Below are 16,196 nucleotides of genomic sequence, written 5' to 3'. Positions count from 1 at the left end.
TAAAGCCTAAATTATTCTGATTATAATCAAAATAAAAAAGATAAAAAAAATACAAAACTATTAATATTATAAAAATTAAACTAAACTGTTTAAGTTCTGTGATTTCTCTCTTAGTAATTTGGGAAAAACTCAAAACCAATATTGAACCAATAAAAACAATAGGAAAAATGTGATACCATATTAAAAGAACAAAACCAATAACATCTCCCATATTAATTAGGCATAAACCTATTAAAAGATTGCCAGTATTTGTCCTTGTAAATATCAAAATCTAGGTCAATTACATTTTCATATTCTTTTTTTATTTTATGTAAAATTTTAGATGGTTTTCTAAAGTCTATACAAGCAAAATATACTTCTCTGGTGGATTCTGCTGTTTGTCTACCTACGTTTAAAAAACCATCAGAATCCTTTAAATCTGCTGTTATTTTATCTTCAATTTCATTTAACAATTGGTAGGTGTCACTGTCTGGCATACCGTTATTATTATCACCATCGTATTTTATTTCCATTACGGCAATCCAAGGATGAGACGCTTTGCTATCCCAAGCAAGTAAATCTGTATTTATAACAGCAATTAATGGTAATCCGTTTTTTAAAGTAGCCTCTAAACTAGAGTAGCTATCGTTATCTGTATTATGCCTTAAGCCTTTGTATTTTTCTACAAATTCTTTTTCTCTCCATATTAAAAAGTCTTTAAGCTTTTCTAAAGGAACTAAATCAGATTCTGCATCTTTAGGGTCAATAATAGTTACGTTGTCTATTTTGGTAATAGAGTTTAATTCGCCTAATGAATGATCTAAAGCAAGGTATACACCATTTGTAATTACAGGTCTATCTTCCTCGTTAAAATCTTTATGGGTAATAGTAATATCTATTTCATCGGGCATATATTGGTGTTCAGTAGCATAAAAGTTCATTTTTTCATTATTAAACTCATAGTCTTCCATTTTAATTCCAAACTGTCCTAGATCAGACGGCTGTTTAAGAGCCGTTATTTTCCAGTTTTTCATTTTAGGAGCTGCAGCTACCAACTCTTCAACAAATACTATGTTTTTTATAACACCGTCTGCTGTTAAAATTAATTCTGCCGTGTTATCATCAAACATTCCTGCTAAAAACCAAAAGCCATCTTTAATCTCTTCTAGTTTTGGCGTAAGTTTTTCAAAAAAATCTTTATTTACATTTCCATTATCTTTTATAACATTGTAAAAATCCTGTTGGTTTTGAGTAAACCATTTCCAAAAATCTTCATAAGAGTTTATAGGGTCTTCTTTTGATTTAAATAGTGATTTTAAAAAGCTCATATATTTTAGTATTTTATTGCTTGTAGTAAATATAAGAATTTTAAACAGGTGGTTATTTCCTGAAAATTTTGTTATAAAAAATTAGCTATCCATATGCTTTATTTTACAAATGAATAGCTAATTTATATATGTTTTATGCTATTATCTAGAGATACTAGTTGTGCCTTGGCAAGTCCATTGCGTTTCTGTATCATTATAAGCTGTAAACGTATTTGTGCCTGTAAAGTTACCTGTATCTTCAGTAAAAGTATAGTTACCTACAAATTTTCGCTTACTTCCAGAAGGTAAGGTGTAAATAGTCTCTAATGTTAAATTATTACCATCTATAGTGTACATAGAGCTAGATAGGTAACCAGGATCTTCAAACTCTATTGTGTTATTTTCTAAAAACTTAAACGCATAAGGATCTCCTGCTTCTAAATCGTAATCATTATCACAGGTTTCTCCTAATCTTTGAAAAAGCCAAGAGCCCTCTAAAACAGTTTCTTCTAAGCTTTTTGGAGAATTGTCATCGTCAGAAGAACAAGAAAATAGTAGTGCGCTAAATAGTAGCGTGAAAAATAATTTTTTCATATTGTAATTATAGTTTAATTGGTTAAACACAATTAACGCTAGAAAAGAGGTTATGTTGTTTGTGAATAAGGTTTATAGATACTAGTTAGGACTAACGCATTTGTTTTTAATATTTCTTCCAGGAAAAATATCGTTTAATGTTTTTGATAACTTCTCCCAATCTGAAGTCATTTTTTTTGCTTGCTTTTTTGTAATAAGTAGACCGCCGTTTGCTATTTTTCTGTCTCTAACTATTTTATCAAAATAAAAAACAGTAAAATCTATAGCTGTACTGTCTTTAAACTTACTCTTAACGTCTTTTACATTTTTTTCAGAGTCATCAACAAAAATTATAGCCTTGTATGTCCTGCCTGTTCTACCCAATATATGCGCTATCATATCTCCCTTATTCATACCTGTGGTCATCATAAGTCCGTCTCTGTAGCTCATTTCTCTATCTAATGTATAATTGTAAACTGCTTTAGAGCCATCAATTTGTGTTATAGGAGATTTAGATAAATTTATGCCATTTTTTAGTAGTTCTCTTTCTGTAGCGGTTCTGTATCTAGGGCTTCTAGACGTTAGTGCAAATACGGTTGTGCCATTATTTTGCCAGTTGCTAAGGTATTTGGGTATTAAAGAGTCTGTTAATTTCATTGTGCCAAGCTCGTACAACAAGCCAATAACATCTTCATAAAAACAGTTTTTAATTTTTTGTTTTTTTGTTGGTATGGCATTTTTAATTTTACCTCTTTGCCAATTGTACCAAATGTCTCCGCCAAGGTCTACATTACTGGTTAAAAGGGTATTGTCTATATCTACAATAACAAGTACATTTTCTACGCCGTATTCTTTAGTTTTTTTAGCTACAAGGTTGTTTACATCTTTAAAACTAAAAATAGTGCTGTCTTTTAATGTTTGTGCCTTAATATTTATACTTATGAGTAGCGTTAATACCATAAGAGTTACAGACTTCTTTTTAATCATAATAGCGTAGTTTTTACTGGGGATAAAATTACATATTTTGAGTTAATTAACGAATACAAAAAGAATAACTACGAAAACAAATTGCTTTAAAAAGATTTTTGCAGAACCAATTACATTTAATAATTATTAATAGAATTGTTAGATTTTTAACGGCTCTATATTTTAATTAAAGGTAAAAATTACAAAAAAATAATTATGGAAGAATCAGTTGTAGATTTAGTTAATGAGGATTACGCTTTTAGACAGTTTAGCAATGGTATAGCTATTTTAGATTATGTAGGAGAAGCTAAAAACATTAGTATACCAGATTATATTAATGATAAGCCTGTACTTTATATTTATAAAGAGGCTTTTTGTGAAAAAGGAATTGAAGCAGTTACATTGCCTAGCTTATTAGAATATATAGGGGAAGATGCTTTTTATGATAATGAAATAAAAGAGGTAATAATACCAAGTAAAGTAAACAAAATAGGTGGTGGCGCCTTTGGACGTAACAATATTGAAAAACTTGTAATTGAGTCTAATGTTGAATTTTTACCAATGTTTTGTTTTGTAGGTAATGCTTTAACTAGTTTAAATTTACCTGAATCTGTAAAAAATATAAGTAACGATTGCTTTGCAGAAAATAATTTTGAAGAACTAATTATACCAGAGCACATTACAGAAATACCAAAACAAAGTTTTGCAAGTAATAAAAAGCTTAAAAAAGTTACGTTACCATCAAAATTTGAGAATTATATAGACAGTATATTTTATAAGTGCGACATGGAGAATATAGAGTTTACTATAATTTAGAAAAGACTTACTACTTTGCTTTATTTGGGTATCTAGCTAATATTAAAAACTTGCTTTTATAAAGTAAGTTTTTAATATTAGAAAGTTTGATAAGTATAACTATAGTTTTAAATCACTGTTTAATGCCATATAAAATTAGTTGCAGCAATAGTTTATAAATTAAGCTTTGTTAATGCTTTGTTGTAAAATAATATTTGGCTCTGTGTTTTTATTTTTTATAATAATTAGTGCAACCATTATATTAGGAACCCAACATAGCCAAGCTACAATTTTATATGTACTTACAAAATCTCCCATAGCAATGGTTAATATAGGAAGCCAAATCCTTAATGTTACAGCAGCAAAGCAAGCAGCGTAGCTTAACACCATAAACCTTGTATGTAAATTAAGATTGCCTTTTTTTATTGCTTTAAATCCCATAAAAGTGGTGGTTAGCCAAACTAGACCTAATGAAAAAAAGCCGAGTATGCTGCTAATACCTCCAGTTGCGTAAAGAGCAATGTAAAGTCCACAAAATCCACTTATGAAAACAGAAATTATATAAACTTTACCTAGTAATTTATGTAAGTTCTTCTTTTTTAAACGTAACCTATGGCTAAATTGTAGCCATCCTATTAATAAAGCTATTCCTCCAAGTGTTATATGCCCGTAAAAAGCAATGTTCCATAAAATATCATTTAATAGCTCGGTAGTCTTAGAAGCTAATAATCCAAATCTTCTGTCAATTAAAAAGTAAATTACTGGATATAAACCAATAAGGGTAGATAAAATTCCTATAATAACCCAAAAAACCTTTTTCATAAAATAATGTTGTTTTTTAGGTAGACTGTATTGGTATAAAAATGTTACAGTTAAATTAACATTTTAAGCTTATGGTCATTTTCAATTAAAATAAAATGTTTATTAAATTACTATAGTAAGAGAGATGTAAGATTCATAATAGTCTGATGTATAATTTTTTATATGTTAATTGTTGGTTTAGGTTATAATTTGCCAATACCAAAATTTAGGTATTGGTAAATTATTGCTAATTGAGCAGAAATTGTAAACGGTGTTGGTTAGTGACTTTATTTTTTCTTAATGATGGCAGGTAGTATATATTCATTCATCATTTTATCAATATTAGCGTGTGCTCTAGGACTATTGTATGCAGAAGAAGTAATTACAATAACAAAAGGAATGTCTTTAAAAATAAAAATTTTATTTCCTCCACGACCGCTACAATAAGAGACTTCATATTCTTTATTGTTGTATTTATAAACTTTATTCCAAAATAAATAGCCATAGTAACCATTTTCAGTTGGTCGTTTTACTTGTTTATCTAAACTTTTTTTAACCCATTGTTCACTCAAAACTTGCTTTCCATTCCAAAGCCCTTTATTCTTATATAATTGTCCGTATTTGGCAAAATCAATAGCTCTTAATTGTATGCCACCAGCAGTATTACCAACTTTTTGCGGTGTATATTGCCACTTGTAATCAGTAATACCAAGAGGGGCAAATAACTTTTCATCAGCATAAGAGACTAAACCATTAGGAACAGATTTATGAATAACATCTCCTAATATTACTACACCAGCTGTAAAATAAATGTAGTCTTTTCCTATAGATCTACTTTTTTGCATAGGTAAATCTAGTGTAAATTTTACCCAGTTTTTTGTTGGGTACATATTTTCTTCATTTCCAGGATTGCTGTGATCATCATCATCACCAAGAAGCCCAGAACTCATTGTTAACAAGGATTTTAAAGTTATAGAATCTTTTTTTGGACTATAATTTTTAAATGATGTTAAGTTGTAAAAGTCTTTTAATAATACGTGTTCATTTTTTATAAAACCCTCTTCAATTGCAATTCCCATCATTGTTGAAGCAATAGTTTTGCCCACAGATCTTGGATCGTGCAAACTATTTCTGGTTTCACCATTAAAATATTCTTCAATTAAAAGTTTATTTTCTTTTATAACTACAATACCATTAATATTCTCAAAACGGCCTTCAGCTATTTTTCTATTTAAATCTTTGATTTTTGTATTATTAAAATTGTCTTTTGATAATTCCCAGCCACTATTAGGTTGTATTTTTTGTACTGAAATTAGACTTTTATCTATTGGTACTTTAGCAGCATTTATGTTAATACTACCCTTAGCCAAAATAGGTCCTATTTTTAAGTCATCCTGTTTAATATAGGGTCTCACTTCTATACTTAAAGTATTACTGTTTTTACTAAGCAAATCTTCTGCACCATTTAGTTTCATAAATTTTATCCACATAAACCAACCCCAATAATCTAGTTGTTTTGGTGCAGCAAGACGTATTGTATGGTTTAGCTTTTCGGTTTTAGAGGCTTTTAACCCTGCTCCTTTATTTAGGTTTTCTACATAAATTATTTCCCCATCAATTAGAAATGAAAATTGAAAATTTCCTATATCTAATAATTGTTCTTGTGTAAGGTTTGGTGCTAGTAGTTGTAGACTTTTAATTAGAGGCTTGTCTAGAGCAAAATGAATACTTAGAAATTCATCTTTATTTAATGTAAAGTTATTTGTATAATTATCTGGTGTAAGTTTAATTTTTTCAACATCAATTTTTGAAAAATACAAGCTTTCGATTTCTTTTACTTGATAATTTTTAGATGTTGTGCTTTTTATATTCTTACAAGATAGTATTAAGCAAGCAAAAAGCATTAGGTAATAATTTGATTTCATAAATTTGATTGAATGTTTGATTGAATGATTCAACAAAAATACTACTAAAGAAAAGTATCAAAAGCCCCATATTATAATATGGGACTTATTTTAAGCTATGCGGAGGTGTTTTTTATTGACTTTTTATAGTCTAAAGGAGTTATACCCTTAATGTTCTTAAAAACTCTGTTAAAAGTTGTTTTTGAATTAAAGCCACATTCAAAAGAGATACCCAATAGTGTTATATTATCATAATTGCCGCTATTTAATTTATCAATAAAAGCATTTACACGGTACTCATTTACAAAATCGGAAAAGTTTTTACCCAAACCATTGTTTATTATTTTAGACAAAACATTTGGATGAATATTAAGATTATCTGCCAGAGATTTTAATGTTAATTCTGAATTAAGATAAAAAAGATTAGTTTTCATTTGTTCTTTTAACCAAAGTGCTTTTTCAATAATCTCTTCAGGTTGGGCTTCTTTTTCAAGATTACCTTTTTCTTGTTTGTTAGATTCAAGAAATATAATTTCTGGTCTTAAAAAAGCCTCTGCACTAATCCAAATAGTTACAATAGACAGTAATATATAAATTGGGTAATAATCACTTATGCCTAATTGAAAATTAAATACTAAATAATCTATAATTGTGTAAGGTGTCCATAAAAACCAAAGTATGGCAAATAGTACAAGTAACCTATATAACCACCTTAAGCTATATGCATCACTATTACTATAATTTTTGTTTAACCAAGAGTGATATTTTTTTATTGATTTTAATGCATAAATACTATAAGTTATAATAGAAATAATTGCTAAAAGCTGAACTATAGGTATTAATTTTATAAAAGAACCTGTTTCAACACTAATAATATTATTTGCAAGTGCTTCTCTACTTATGATGAAATGTATAATTAGCTCAAATAATAATGGCAAAAAGTGAATACTATCTTTCTTAGTAATACGATAGCTTGAATTAGTTATTTTTTTGACATAAAAATATAATAAAGGACCAAGCGCCAAAGAATAATTTAATGGTATTAAATAAAAGTATGGGAAATAATTACTTATTTCAAAATCTAAACTCAATACCCAAACATTCCAAAAAATAATAATAAACATTGCCAAACCAAGTAATACGTTCGCTTTTCTATTTATCCGTTTTGTAAATATTAATAACAGCCCAAACGTAGTACCTATGAATACAGATACTATTATAATAAAGTTAAAAAAGGTTAAGTTAAATTCACACATAGATTGTATACTCCTATTATAAGGCTATTTATTATTGGCATAAATTTTAGTGGTAAAGTCAATCTATTTTATGTGTTCAGTAATTATCTAATACATTACACTGTTTAGGTAGCAGTTTTATTTTTTCAATTCATTTGGGTCAAATCCATAATAAAAGTTATTTAACTTTCCATTCGAACTTTGAAGTCCAACTATGTCCATTATTTCCTGAAAATAAAGTAAAATCCTTTCTCTGTCTTCAGAATCATATCCTAATTCCATTTCCGGAAATTTTAAAAGTCCAATTCTTATTGCTTCTTGATATTTCTTGTCAGTTGGTTTTTTAGATCCCGAAATTTGTTTAAAATCAGTTGCGACTTCGTTGATTTTTTCGGTCAATATTGGCCTCAATTTTTCATCAGATATATTTGGTGAATGATTTTCCGCATAGAATTTTTTCTTTGCAATAAATTCTATAAACTTCTCATTCGCATTTTCAGGTGTTTTCATTTCGGTTGCATTTTGTCCATAAGCAGATAAAGTTAAAAGCAGAACTAATATTTTGATGTATTTCATCATTCCTTAAATGTGTGCTAACGTTGTTGTATAAGATTAGTTGTGTGTTTAATGCACTAAAGTTAGAAAATAAATCACAGATAGAAAGTCCGCTAGTCCCGACGCTTCGGGATTCGTAAATAAGCTAGAACTAGGAATAAATTATATATGTTGTTGTAAATAGTACTTTCCCTTATTTTCTTAACCAACCTAAAATCCGGTCATTTTTTATTTTCCATTCTCCGTCTTCATTTATCAAGCCATATGCTTCTCTTGATTTTCCGAATGGTCCTGGATTTTGTTGAATAATCTCAATTTCGTTTTCGGTTACTTTAGATACTATAGAAACGTGTCCATATTTGTTCAGAGCAGTTCCTGAGTAAATTATTAAATCATTTTTTTTCGGTTTGGATTTACTTGGATTTGTATACTGCTTTAAATTCCGCTGTTTGTTTATTTCTCCGTCCTTAATTCGTGAGTTGAAAAAGTCTTTTGCGTGTCCATAACTGTCAGGCATTTTGTGATTCAGTTCCTCGTAATAATATCTTTTTACGAATTCTACACATTGGTATTTCAGTCCAAGATTATAACCATCTTCTGCTAACGCTCGTCCGTCCACATTTCCAACTCCGCCATTATAATAAACAGCAACTCCGTTCAGGCTATCAATTTTTTGTCCGACTTCATAATTCGGATTCAGATTGATTTTTTTAGATAGGAAAAACCCAACAACTAGTATAATCAGGACTCCAAGTATTAGTAAAAATCGTTTTTTCAATTCGTTAGTAGTGTTTTTGTGTATTATTTCGTTGCGTGTATTAAGCATTAAAGCTAGCAAATAAAACACAGATAGAAAGTCCGCGAGGACTTTCGTAAGCAGGCTAGAACCAAGCAATAAAATATATGCATTGTTAGCCATCAGGCTTTTCATCTGAATATTTCAGTCAGATAAACAATTCCAAATATCCAACCTAAATACAATATAGTATAAGTCAACGAATAAATTGCAGAAATTCCGATATCTCCTTTCGTTTCTGTTGATTTTGAAAACACAAATTTTAAAGCTCGAAAAAACACCCAATAAAGCATTGCTAAAATTATAAAAATCGAAATCCAAAAAAATGCCTCCAGCAAAATCAGAAGAAGGAAGATTATAATAGTCATTCCAATCCAGAGTAGAATCGACATTATTAATCCACCAATTCCGTCTCCAACTTCTATACTTGGCAAATCAGGTACAGTTCCAGATTGTGCAATAAAATCTCCAGTCTTAAATTCTCTAAATCTAGGAAAATTGTCTTTTAATCCAATTCCTTTGTAAAGGCCATAAGTCATAAATAAGAAAAGTGCTGTTCCAATTATGGATAACGATAAATATAAATTCGACGTTACATTTCGGTTATAATTTTCGCCAGTCAGATAAACAGTCAGAATTGTAATTCCGATGACAAGTAACGAAACTATAAAGACGGATTTTCCTTTTAAATATTCCTTTTTATTTTTCAATATGGGTTTTTTTCAGCTTGTGGCTAACGGTTGGGCTAAACGTAGTGCGGAGGCAAGGAAACATTGAGTTTCCGTCTGAGGACGAAGCTAAAGCTTATTGTTTTATTTTTTTTACAAAGCTAAATACATAATATTTAGCGACATCATAAATATACATAAACCTTTCGTTTAAGCACTTATTAGCTATATTTTATACACCGTGTTGTATGCAGTTATTTTTTCCATTTATAGCTTTCCAATTCGATGGCTTCGTCAAAATATTTTTTAAATTTATCAGACATCTTTTCATCGGTAAATTTTACAATTGTGTAAGAACTGTCCCAAGCTATTATTTCTATTTTAGAATTTTCGACTTGTAGATTTCCGTTTTTCCATATTTCAGCATTTCCCTCTGCATACGGAAATTCAATTTTGTCAGTTTTTAATTCAACATTTTTTTTAATTCCTGAAAAAGCTCCCCAAACAATTTGAGTGTCAGTTTCACAAATCATTTTCATTTCCTGAGACGAAATTAGAAAACCATCTTTTTCGTGATTAATTGGCAATTTTTCCATTTCAGAAGTATTTATGTCCAAATCTGAAATCAACCATTTTAAATCTGTAATGTCATCTTTAATAGGTTCTAATAAAATACCCAAATTGGTGTGATATTTAAGCTTACTTATATTTCTAATTATCCAGTTCAAATATTGTTCATTTTGGTTTTTTGTAATTGCACCTAACGTAATTGTGTATGATTAGTTGCGTGGTTAAGTAACTAAGTTAACAAATAAAAACTGAATAGAAAATCCGCAAGGATTTTCGTAAGTAGGCTAGAGCCAGCAATAAATTATATATGTTGTTACCACCAGTTATTTTTTTATTCGGCTTTGTCTATTTCGGTCAGTCTCAAACATTGTGATTTCAATTGCTCTTGTTGGATAAATGTCATATTCAAAATTTCTAGAAATCAAATCGTGCAACTTTCCGTAATCTTTATTTTCCGCAATATTTTTAATTCCGTTTAGATAGTCAAGGTAGAGTTGTGGTCTATCAATTCCGTAACTACTTTTCTTTTCTGTTAAATATCTAAAAATTCGACTGTCCCAAATCGCATAATCTCTCGGATTGATAAAATGCAATAGTTTAGAAAGTCCAACCAAAGAATTGTTTATTGATTTTTTTAAAATTCCGATTTCGTTTTCAGTCAAAATGTGTCCGCTTTTTACAGCATTTAATAAAAACAAAACTTTGTCTTTTTGTTCCAAATTCAGGTGGATTATTGTTGGCATCCAACCATAAACGAAATGACTTGCGATTACCAAATTATGTTCATTTATATCTCCAGCGTTTATTTTGTCAAAATATTTTATGAATTCTGTATAAGTTTGGATATAAGAGTCGTTTTCAGTTAGGATAAATTTTACCGCATCTTTTAATATCGTTTCAAAGTTCAGGTTTTTCAATTCAATTCGGGTTTTTCGTTAATTGTGGGCAACGGTTCGGCTATGATTAGTGCGTCGCAGAAATTAAGCGAATTTCCAGCTACGCGCTAAGCAACAGCTTTGGGTTTTGTTTTTTTCTTGCACGAAGCAAAATCCCAAAGATTTTGCGATCTCATAAATTTATACAGACCTTGGCGTAAAGACCGAAATCCGTATTAATTATAGGCATTGTTACAAGCTGGCTTTTCTCCAGTTAAATAGCATAACTCGTTTTCGATTTTCAATGTCATTGACTCTAACTGCAGTAACGTCTTCAATTCTATAAAATACAGTTCCTTCATCTTCTCCCATTTTCCCTACACAATGCAGAATTAGGTCCGTTTCAGATAGTTTGGTGATAAATCCCGAAAAATAGTCCGTTCCGTTAATTTCCAATCTTGCAATTCGTTTAGAGCCTTCTAATTGTTTTAAAACTCCTAATTGCCACTCTTCATTGTCATTTAACTCAATCTCGAAACCTTCATCTTTATCTAATTCAGATGAATAATCAATTAAGCATTGCATTGCTTTTGCGTAGTCATCATCAAAGTCCACACTTTTTATGTTTTCAATCTTTTCAATTATGATTCCATCGGATTTTCCGTATTTAGTGAAGTGTTGAATAGTTACTAATTCCTCATTATAATTTTTTACATAACCTGCCCAAAATCCGTCATCATCATTATATTTCCAAATCCCGATAATTTCTTTGTTCTCTTTTGACTTTTTTAAAATATCAAATAAAATACTTTCGTTCATTCTTATTTTTTTTGAGCTTGCTTGTAACGTTCTGTATATGGACAGTAGGGCAGGTTTAAAGTACTTCACTTTCGGTTTACCACCAAGCCAAAACAAACATTTTTACTTTTAATTTTTATTTCAATAAACGTCAAAACTTTGTTTTGGCGTTGCCTGCTTAACGAACACGACTTTCAATTTATCTCTAAATGCCCTATTGGCTATCCCCCCTTGTTGTAGCGCGTTTTTATTTCTTTTTTCAATTCTTCCAATTCTGCAATTTTCACCTGAATCACGGTTTCGATGACAGCTGTATTGTTTTTCAGTCTTAGTCGACCAACTGGATTATTGGGTTCGTCTTCATAAATTATTTCAGTCTCTAAATCAGTGGTCGAGATTTCTTGTCTTCTGTCTTTGAAGAGTCGGTAGTCAGTCATATATGAAATCCTTTTTGCTTCTAAATTCAGAACTTCTCGTCCGACCGAGTTCCATAGTGTTATTCGAAGTAGGTAAAATCCAACTCCCCAACAAAGTATGAATGAAAATACGATTCCGATATGAGGTCCGTCTCCATAGATCAAAACGAAAAATGTCGCAGCAAGCGGAATTAATGTCAGAATGCTCAGAAATAAAGTCAAAACGATTCTAATGAAAACAGGAGTTTTTTTAGTAAATATGGTCAATCTTAAACCACTTATTTCGATTTGATTCTTTTTCATTTTTTTAAATGTGCTACAACAATACCTAAACGTAGTGCGGAGGCAAGGAGATTTTTTCGTTTCTGTCTGGCGACGCAGCTAAAGCTTATTGTTTTGCTTTTTCTTTTTTTGTTCCAAAGCAAAATCCCAAAGATTTAGCGACTTCATAAATATACACAGAACATTCGTTTTTGCCCAAAAGCCCGTATTACGTTTAGGCATTGTTAGGCAACGTTATTTATAATATTCGATTTTAACACCCGTGTCTTTATATTTGATACAATTTTGATTTTGGTCAAATTTCAAACAATCGTATGGTGTTGAACTCCATATACCATTATCTATCAAGTCGACAGTAGTTGCTTTTGTTATTCTCTTATCTTGGTATTCAATAACATATTTGAACGAAGTATTCGATTGATAATGTTTTTGTTGACTTAGTTTTCCGTTGTTGTCATATAAAAACTCAATTATTTCTTCGGGAAATATTCGATATTGGACTTTCGTTGAATCAGACAAAGATTTTTCCCAAGCCCTGAATTCCATTTGTCTGTAAAGTTTTCCCTTGTTGTTGAGTTTGTTTTCAAACATTGACTTGGTTACAATTTCCCTTTCTGAATTATAATACTCTTTAGATATTAAAAAGTTTTTGTTGTCATACGAGAAAACGAATATTTGACTTAATTCATTGGAAATGTACTGTCTTTGTTCTGTAATCATTCCATTTTTGTTGAAGAAATATTCATTGTCAATATATCCGGGTTCTTCATTTGAATCAGCAGGCTCTCTTTCTTCATTATTTTGATTAATGAACTTTAAATATTTGACATTTCCCAACAATCCAATTTTGTTGAGATCGGTCAGATAATTTTTCTTTGCCGCACAACTTGATAAAAAAATAAGAGTTATAATCAGGATTAGATTTCGCATTTGTTTTAATGTTGCCTAACGTTCAGTATAAGAAATGGTAGGGCAGGTTATAAGCACTATCGTTTCGGTTTGTTACTTAGTAGATATAAATATTTTGCTTTTATCTTTTCTACTATAAATGCCAAATTTTATATTTAGCGGACTTTGTAAATATACACAGACGTTTTGACTTAACCCTAAAACCCGCATTACGTTTAGGTTTTGTTGTAGTGCGTTTTTATTTTTCCGTCAAATAGTTTTTCAATTTGTTAAATAGTATTTTTTCTTGAACACGATAAACAAACCAGAACCATAAAAGTCCAAAAGGAATTAGCAACAAAATCCAACTTGGAAAATCAGATTGAGTAATTAGTCCGATTACGGATATACTTATCATAAGAATTAGAAAAAAATATAGTTCGATACGCACTTTTGTTTTCAATTCAACTTTGGTTTTTGTTTCTCCTATTTTTTTCAATTCCGCAAAGCCTTTGATTCCTTCAACAGCATTCGGAAATCCTGTTACATAAAGAGTCCCGAGTGACCATTTTGAAAGGAATTTGAATTTATTGTATTCCGTCCATTCCGTTCTGAACTTTTTGTTATTGTTAAAACGTATCTTTTCATTCACATGGTCAATCGTTCCGTTGAAAATGAATTCGTCCTTTAAGAGAGTAGATTCCAATAATTTATTCATAAGATTTGGTGATTTTCGCAAATGCACTACAACGGTCTCGTATAACCGTCAGTTACGGGTTGATATGCGTTAATTTTCGGTTTAGCACAGATGTTAGCAATTCCGAGTGGATTCGGACGTAGTCGAATCCGCCGTAATTGCGGTTATACATTGTTGTACGCTGGCTTTTTTCCAATTATTTTTTTCGTTATTTCAGTTAGTTTTATTTCCGTTTTATTAATTCCGATAAATGACTTGAGTTTTTCAAAAGTCGATTTTGGTTCGGATTTTACAATTTTCCACAAATCTTGTCCGTCAAACTCTGTCGGATATAGAATATTTGATTCCCATTCAGTCGAAGAAAATAGGGTTGAAACTAATTCAAATTCCATTTTTTCTCCTAACTCTTTCATCATTTCTTGGATATTATCCGCATACATTGAAATTTCAAAATATTCCGCTTTTACATTATAAATTACCAAAAACCAATCGTCCATTATTGGTCCGTTTGCAGTAGTGTATTCCGCAATCAATTTTATACTGTCAATTGGAACTTCGACTACTTTTTTTTCGTCAAATTCCCAGACAACAATTCCGTTATCAATAAATGTTTTTCCAGACTGATTTTTATTTTTGGTGCTCATTTTTCAGCTTGCGTACAACGGTTAGTGTATGAAACGTAGCGTATAAGTATACACGAAAGTTTCGAATTATGACTTAGCCAAATCTGCGATTTTGGATTTATCTTTTTTCTTTTCAAATGCCAAATCGCAGATTTGGCGGTGCTTGTAAAAATGCCCGAACTTTCGGTTTAGCACTTACTAGCTATGTTTTATACACATTGTTGTACATAGTTTTTTTTATCCGTCCAGTTCTTTTATTGATTCAGCAATCTTTTCTATTTCTCCTGTTTCGTGGTCCCAAAAGTATAAGTTTTCAGAAAGCACTCCATTTCCATTATGAATTAAGACAAGTTTATTTCCACTTCCATCGTGTCCAATAGCAATTGTGTTTTTTGGAAAGTTTTCCCATTTCCGAGAGTTTTCAGTTTCAAGTCCAATATGGTTACAAGTTCTACTTATTCTTTTCTTATCTGATTTGTCAAAAAAAGGATATAACCAATAAATGTAATCTTCTTCTTCATTTTCTATGACTTCTTCAATTTCTCCACCATTCAAACTTATCATTCGATTTTTAAATTCAGCAGGAAATTTTACGTTTAATTCAGACTCTGTTTCGATAATATATTTTTCTTCTATTGGAAATGGCATTTTTTCAGTTTTAAACTTTGTATTCTGTATTTCGGTGGTTTTGGTAAATTATGTACAACGTGTTTGTATATGGTTTGTTGCGTGTTTCAAACAACTAATTTAGTAAATAATTACCGACCAAGAAAGTCCGCGAGGATTTTCGTAAGTAGGCTAGAACTAGCCATTAATTATACACGTTGTTGTAGCACGTTTTTATTTTCAAAATTCAGGTATTCCAATGTTCAAATAATATTCCTTTATTAATTCAGTTTGTGAAATCTCAAGAGTTTGTTCATCTCTTCCGTCAGCTTTCCATTTTGTTAGAGTATGAAGTTCAAATTCCTTTGTGTTATTCATTCTCAAAGGTGTGATAGTTTTATTAAAATCAGTCCAAATTGTTATTTCAAGTTTTTCTAATTTATTCAAATCACAGTCGTGGTTTTTAAAATGCTCTGGTAACCAATTCAAATAATCGTTTAGTAATTGTTTACTTTCTTTAGATTCCGCTTCTTTCGGTTTTATTTCCTTTTTTATAAAATCAAAAGTTGCTTTATTTTCTTTTCCGATTTTGTATAAATCAATAAGTACATTTACAGCAAGTCGTCCACTTTTCATATAATCAATACTCATAAAAGAATGAGTGAAATTGTGAATTGCTGATTTATAATTTTTGTACTTCATAGGTTTTCCGCAAATGTGCTACAACGGTTCGTATAAGGTTAGTTGCGTGTTTGCGAGCAAAGAGTTTCCGAAGGAAATTCGGGCTTAGCAAATGAGCAATGACCTTAATTAATGTTTAAATTTAGCAATTAAATTTATACGGTGTTATATTTTTTGGCGA

At 30.2% G+C, this 16,196-nt stretch carries 19 protein-coding genes; 1 reads left to right on the top strand and 18 read right to left on the bottom strand.

Annotated elements, in window-relative coordinates:
• Positions 1 to 212 precede the first annotated feature (212 nt).
• The 3 genes from ABJD66_RS04760 to ABJD66_RS04750 form a co-directional block, all read right to left on the bottom strand.
• Positions 213 to 1,307 (bottom strand): DUF695 domain-containing protein, encoded by a 1,095-nt coding sequence (locus ABJD66_RS04760; protein ID WP_348128796.1) that lies wholly within the window; start codon positions 1,305 to 1,307, stop codon positions 213 to 215.
• Positions 1,308 to 1,448: 141 nt separating this feature from the next.
• Entirely contained in the window at positions 1,449 to 1,880 is a 432-nt protein-coding gene (locus tag ABJD66_RS04755) for a hypothetical protein (RefSeq protein WP_348128793.1), read from the bottom strand.
• Positions 1,881 to 1,961: 81 nt separating this feature from the next.
• Positions 1,962 to 2,846 carry a DUF2608 domain-containing protein gene (locus ABJD66_RS04750; RefSeq protein ID WP_348128790.1) on the bottom strand — a complete coding sequence of 295 codons (885 nt, stop codon included), beginning with the start codon at positions 2,844 to 2,846 and terminating at the stop codon, positions 1,962 to 1,964.
• Positions 2,847 to 3,041: 195 nt separating this feature from the next.
• On the opposite strand from ABJD66_RS04750, the gene ABJD66_RS04745 reads away from it, so the two are divergent.
• Positions 3,042 to 3,641 (top strand): leucine-rich repeat domain-containing protein, encoded by a 600-nt coding sequence (locus ABJD66_RS04745; protein WP_348128787.1) that lies wholly within the window; start codon positions 3,042 to 3,044, stop codon positions 3,639 to 3,641.
• A gap of 159 nt (positions 3,642 to 3,800) precedes the next feature.
• On the opposite strand, the gene ABJD66_RS04740 is transcribed toward ABJD66_RS04745, so the two are convergent.
• From ABJD66_RS04740 to ABJD66_RS04670, 15 genes are all read right to left on the bottom strand, one after another.
• Positions 3,801 to 4,442, bottom strand: coding sequence for a DUF2306 domain-containing protein (locus ABJD66_RS04740; RefSeq protein WP_348128784.1), 642 nt, complete (start codon positions 4,440 to 4,442; stop codon positions 3,801 to 3,803).
• A gap of 266 nt (positions 4,443 to 4,708) precedes the next feature.
• Positions 4,709 to 6,346, bottom strand: coding sequence for a serine hydrolase (locus tag ABJD66_RS04735; protein ID WP_348128782.1), 1,638 nt, complete (start codon positions 6,344 to 6,346; stop codon positions 4,709 to 4,711).
• Positions 6,347 to 6,441: 95 nt separating this feature from the next.
• The gene (locus ABJD66_RS04730; protein ID WP_348128779.1) at positions 6,442 to 7,263 is read right to left on the bottom strand and encodes an AraC family transcriptional regulator; all 822 of its coding nucleotides are present in this window, start codon (positions 7,261 to 7,263) and stop codon (positions 6,442 to 6,444) included.
• 435 nt (positions 7,264 to 7,698) lie between these two features.
• Positions 7,699 to 8,139 (bottom strand): DUF4844 domain-containing protein, encoded by a 441-nt coding sequence (locus ABJD66_RS04725; protein WP_348128776.1) that lies wholly within the window; start codon positions 8,137 to 8,139, stop codon positions 7,699 to 7,701.
• A gap of 169 nt (positions 8,140 to 8,308) precedes the next feature.
• Positions 8,309 to 9,034: a CHAP domain-containing protein gene (locus tag ABJD66_RS04720; RefSeq protein WP_348128773.1), complete on the bottom strand. Its 726-nt coding sequence runs from the start codon at positions 9,032 to 9,034 to the stop codon at positions 8,309 to 8,311.
• 8 nt (positions 9,035 to 9,042) lie between these two features.
• Positions 9,043 to 9,621 carry a hypothetical protein gene (locus ABJD66_RS04715; protein ID WP_348128770.1) on the bottom strand — a complete coding sequence of 193 codons (579 nt, stop codon included), beginning with the start codon at positions 9,619 to 9,621 and terminating at the stop codon, positions 9,043 to 9,045.
• A gap of 212 nt (positions 9,622 to 9,833) precedes the next feature.
• Positions 9,834 to 10,307, bottom strand: coding sequence for a hypothetical protein (locus tag ABJD66_RS04710; protein WP_348128767.1), 474 nt, complete (start codon positions 10,305 to 10,307; stop codon positions 9,834 to 9,836).
• A gap of 165 nt (positions 10,308 to 10,472) precedes the next feature.
• Positions 10,473 to 11,066 carry a hypothetical protein gene (locus ABJD66_RS04705; RefSeq protein ID WP_348128765.1) on the bottom strand — a complete coding sequence of 198 codons (594 nt, stop codon included), beginning with the start codon at positions 11,064 to 11,066 and terminating at the stop codon, positions 10,473 to 10,475.
• A gap of 210 nt (positions 11,067 to 11,276) precedes the next feature.
• Complete coding sequence (locus tag ABJD66_RS04700) at positions 11,277 to 11,843, bottom strand: hypothetical protein (RefSeq protein WP_348128762.1); 567 nt, start codon at positions 11,841 to 11,843, stop codon at positions 11,277 to 11,279.
• Positions 11,844 to 12,043: 200 nt separating this feature from the next.
• Positions 12,044 to 12,541: a hypothetical protein gene (locus ABJD66_RS04695; RefSeq protein WP_348128759.1), complete on the bottom strand. Its 498-nt coding sequence runs from the start codon at positions 12,539 to 12,541 to the stop codon at positions 12,044 to 12,046.
• Between the two features lie 213 nt (positions 12,542 to 12,754).
• Positions 12,755 to 13,450, bottom strand: a complete 696-nt coding sequence (locus ABJD66_RS04690) for a hypothetical protein (RefSeq protein WP_348128756.1) — start codon at positions 13,448 to 13,450, stop codon at positions 12,755 to 12,757.
• Positions 13,451 to 13,667: 217 nt separating this feature from the next.
• Positions 13,668 to 14,126: a hypothetical protein gene (locus ABJD66_RS04685; RefSeq protein ID WP_348128753.1), complete on the bottom strand. Its 459-nt coding sequence runs from the start codon at positions 14,124 to 14,126 to the stop codon at positions 13,668 to 13,670.
• Between the two features lie 143 nt (positions 14,127 to 14,269).
• Positions 14,270 to 14,749, bottom strand: coding sequence for a hypothetical protein (locus ABJD66_RS04680; RefSeq protein ID WP_348128751.1), 480 nt, complete (start codon positions 14,747 to 14,749; stop codon positions 14,270 to 14,272).
• A gap of 216 nt (positions 14,750 to 14,965) precedes the next feature.
• Positions 14,966 to 15,376, bottom strand: coding sequence for an SMI1/KNR4 family protein (locus ABJD66_RS04675; protein WP_348128748.1), 411 nt, complete (start codon positions 15,374 to 15,376; stop codon positions 14,966 to 14,968).
• Positions 15,377 to 15,574: 198 nt separating this feature from the next.
• Complete coding sequence (locus ABJD66_RS04670) at positions 15,575 to 16,036, bottom strand: hypothetical protein (protein ID WP_348128745.1); 462 nt, start codon at positions 16,034 to 16,036, stop codon at positions 15,575 to 15,577.
• Positions 16,037 to 16,196 lie beyond the last annotated feature (160 nt).

It is taken from the genome of Cellulophaga sp. (assembly GCF_039943695.1).
Lineage (GTDB): Bacteria > Bacteroidota > Bacteroidia > Flavobacteriales > Flavobacteriaceae > Cellulophaga.
This window is presented reverse-complemented; position numbering and strand designations above follow the sequence as displayed.

Coding starts and splice junctions, on each gene's coding strand:
- ABJD66_RS04760 (WP_348128796.1), bottom strand. CDS start 1,307: ATGAGCTTTTTAAAATCACTATTTAAATCAAAAGAAGACCCTATAAAC.
- ABJD66_RS04755 (WP_348128793.1), bottom strand. CDS start 1,880: ATGAAAAAATTATTTTTCACGCTACTATTTAGCGCACTACTATTTTCT.
- ABJD66_RS04750 (WP_348128790.1), bottom strand. CDS start 2,846: ATGATTAAAAAGAAGTCTGTAACTCTTATGGTATTAACGCTACTCATA.
- ABJD66_RS04745 (WP_348128787.1), top strand. CDS start 3,042: ATGGAAGAATCAGTTGTAGATTTAGTTAATGAGGATTACGCTTTTAGA.
- ABJD66_RS04740 (WP_348128784.1), bottom strand. CDS start 4,442: ATGAAAAAGGTTTTTTGGGTTATTATAGGAATTTTATCTACCCTTATT.
- ABJD66_RS04735 (WP_348128782.1), bottom strand. CDS start 6,346: ATGAAATCAAATTATTACCTAATGCTTTTTGCTTGCTTAATACTATCT.
- ABJD66_RS04725 (WP_348128776.1), bottom strand. CDS start 8,139: ATGATGAAATACATCAAAATATTAGTTCTGCTTTTAACTTTATCTGCT.
- ABJD66_RS04720 (WP_348128773.1), bottom strand. CDS start 9,034: ATGGCTAACAATGCATATATTTTATTGCTTGGTTCTAGCCTGCTTACG.
- ABJD66_RS04700 (WP_348128762.1), bottom strand. CDS start 11,843: ATGAACGAAAGTATTTTATTTGATATTTTAAAAAAGTCAAAAGAGAAC.
- ABJD66_RS04695 (WP_348128759.1), bottom strand. CDS start 12,541: ATGAAAAAGAATCAAATCGAAATAAGTGGTTTAAGATTGACCATATTT.
- ABJD66_RS04690 (WP_348128756.1), bottom strand. CDS start 13,450: ATGCGAAATCTAATCCTGATTATAACTCTTATTTTTTTATCAAGTTGT.
- ABJD66_RS04685 (WP_348128753.1), bottom strand. CDS start 14,126: ATGAATAAATTATTGGAATCTACTCTCTTAAAGGACGAATTCATTTTC.
- ABJD66_RS04680 (WP_348128751.1), bottom strand. CDS start 14,749: ATGAGCACCAAAAATAAAAATCAGTCTGGAAAAACATTTATTGATAAC.
- ABJD66_RS04675 (WP_348128748.1), bottom strand. CDS start 15,376: ATGCCATTTCCAATAGAAGAAAAATATATTATCGAAACAGAGTCTGAA.
- ABJD66_RS04670 (WP_348128745.1), bottom strand. CDS start 16,036: ATGAAGTACAAAAATTATAAATCAGCAATTCACAATTTCACTCATTCT.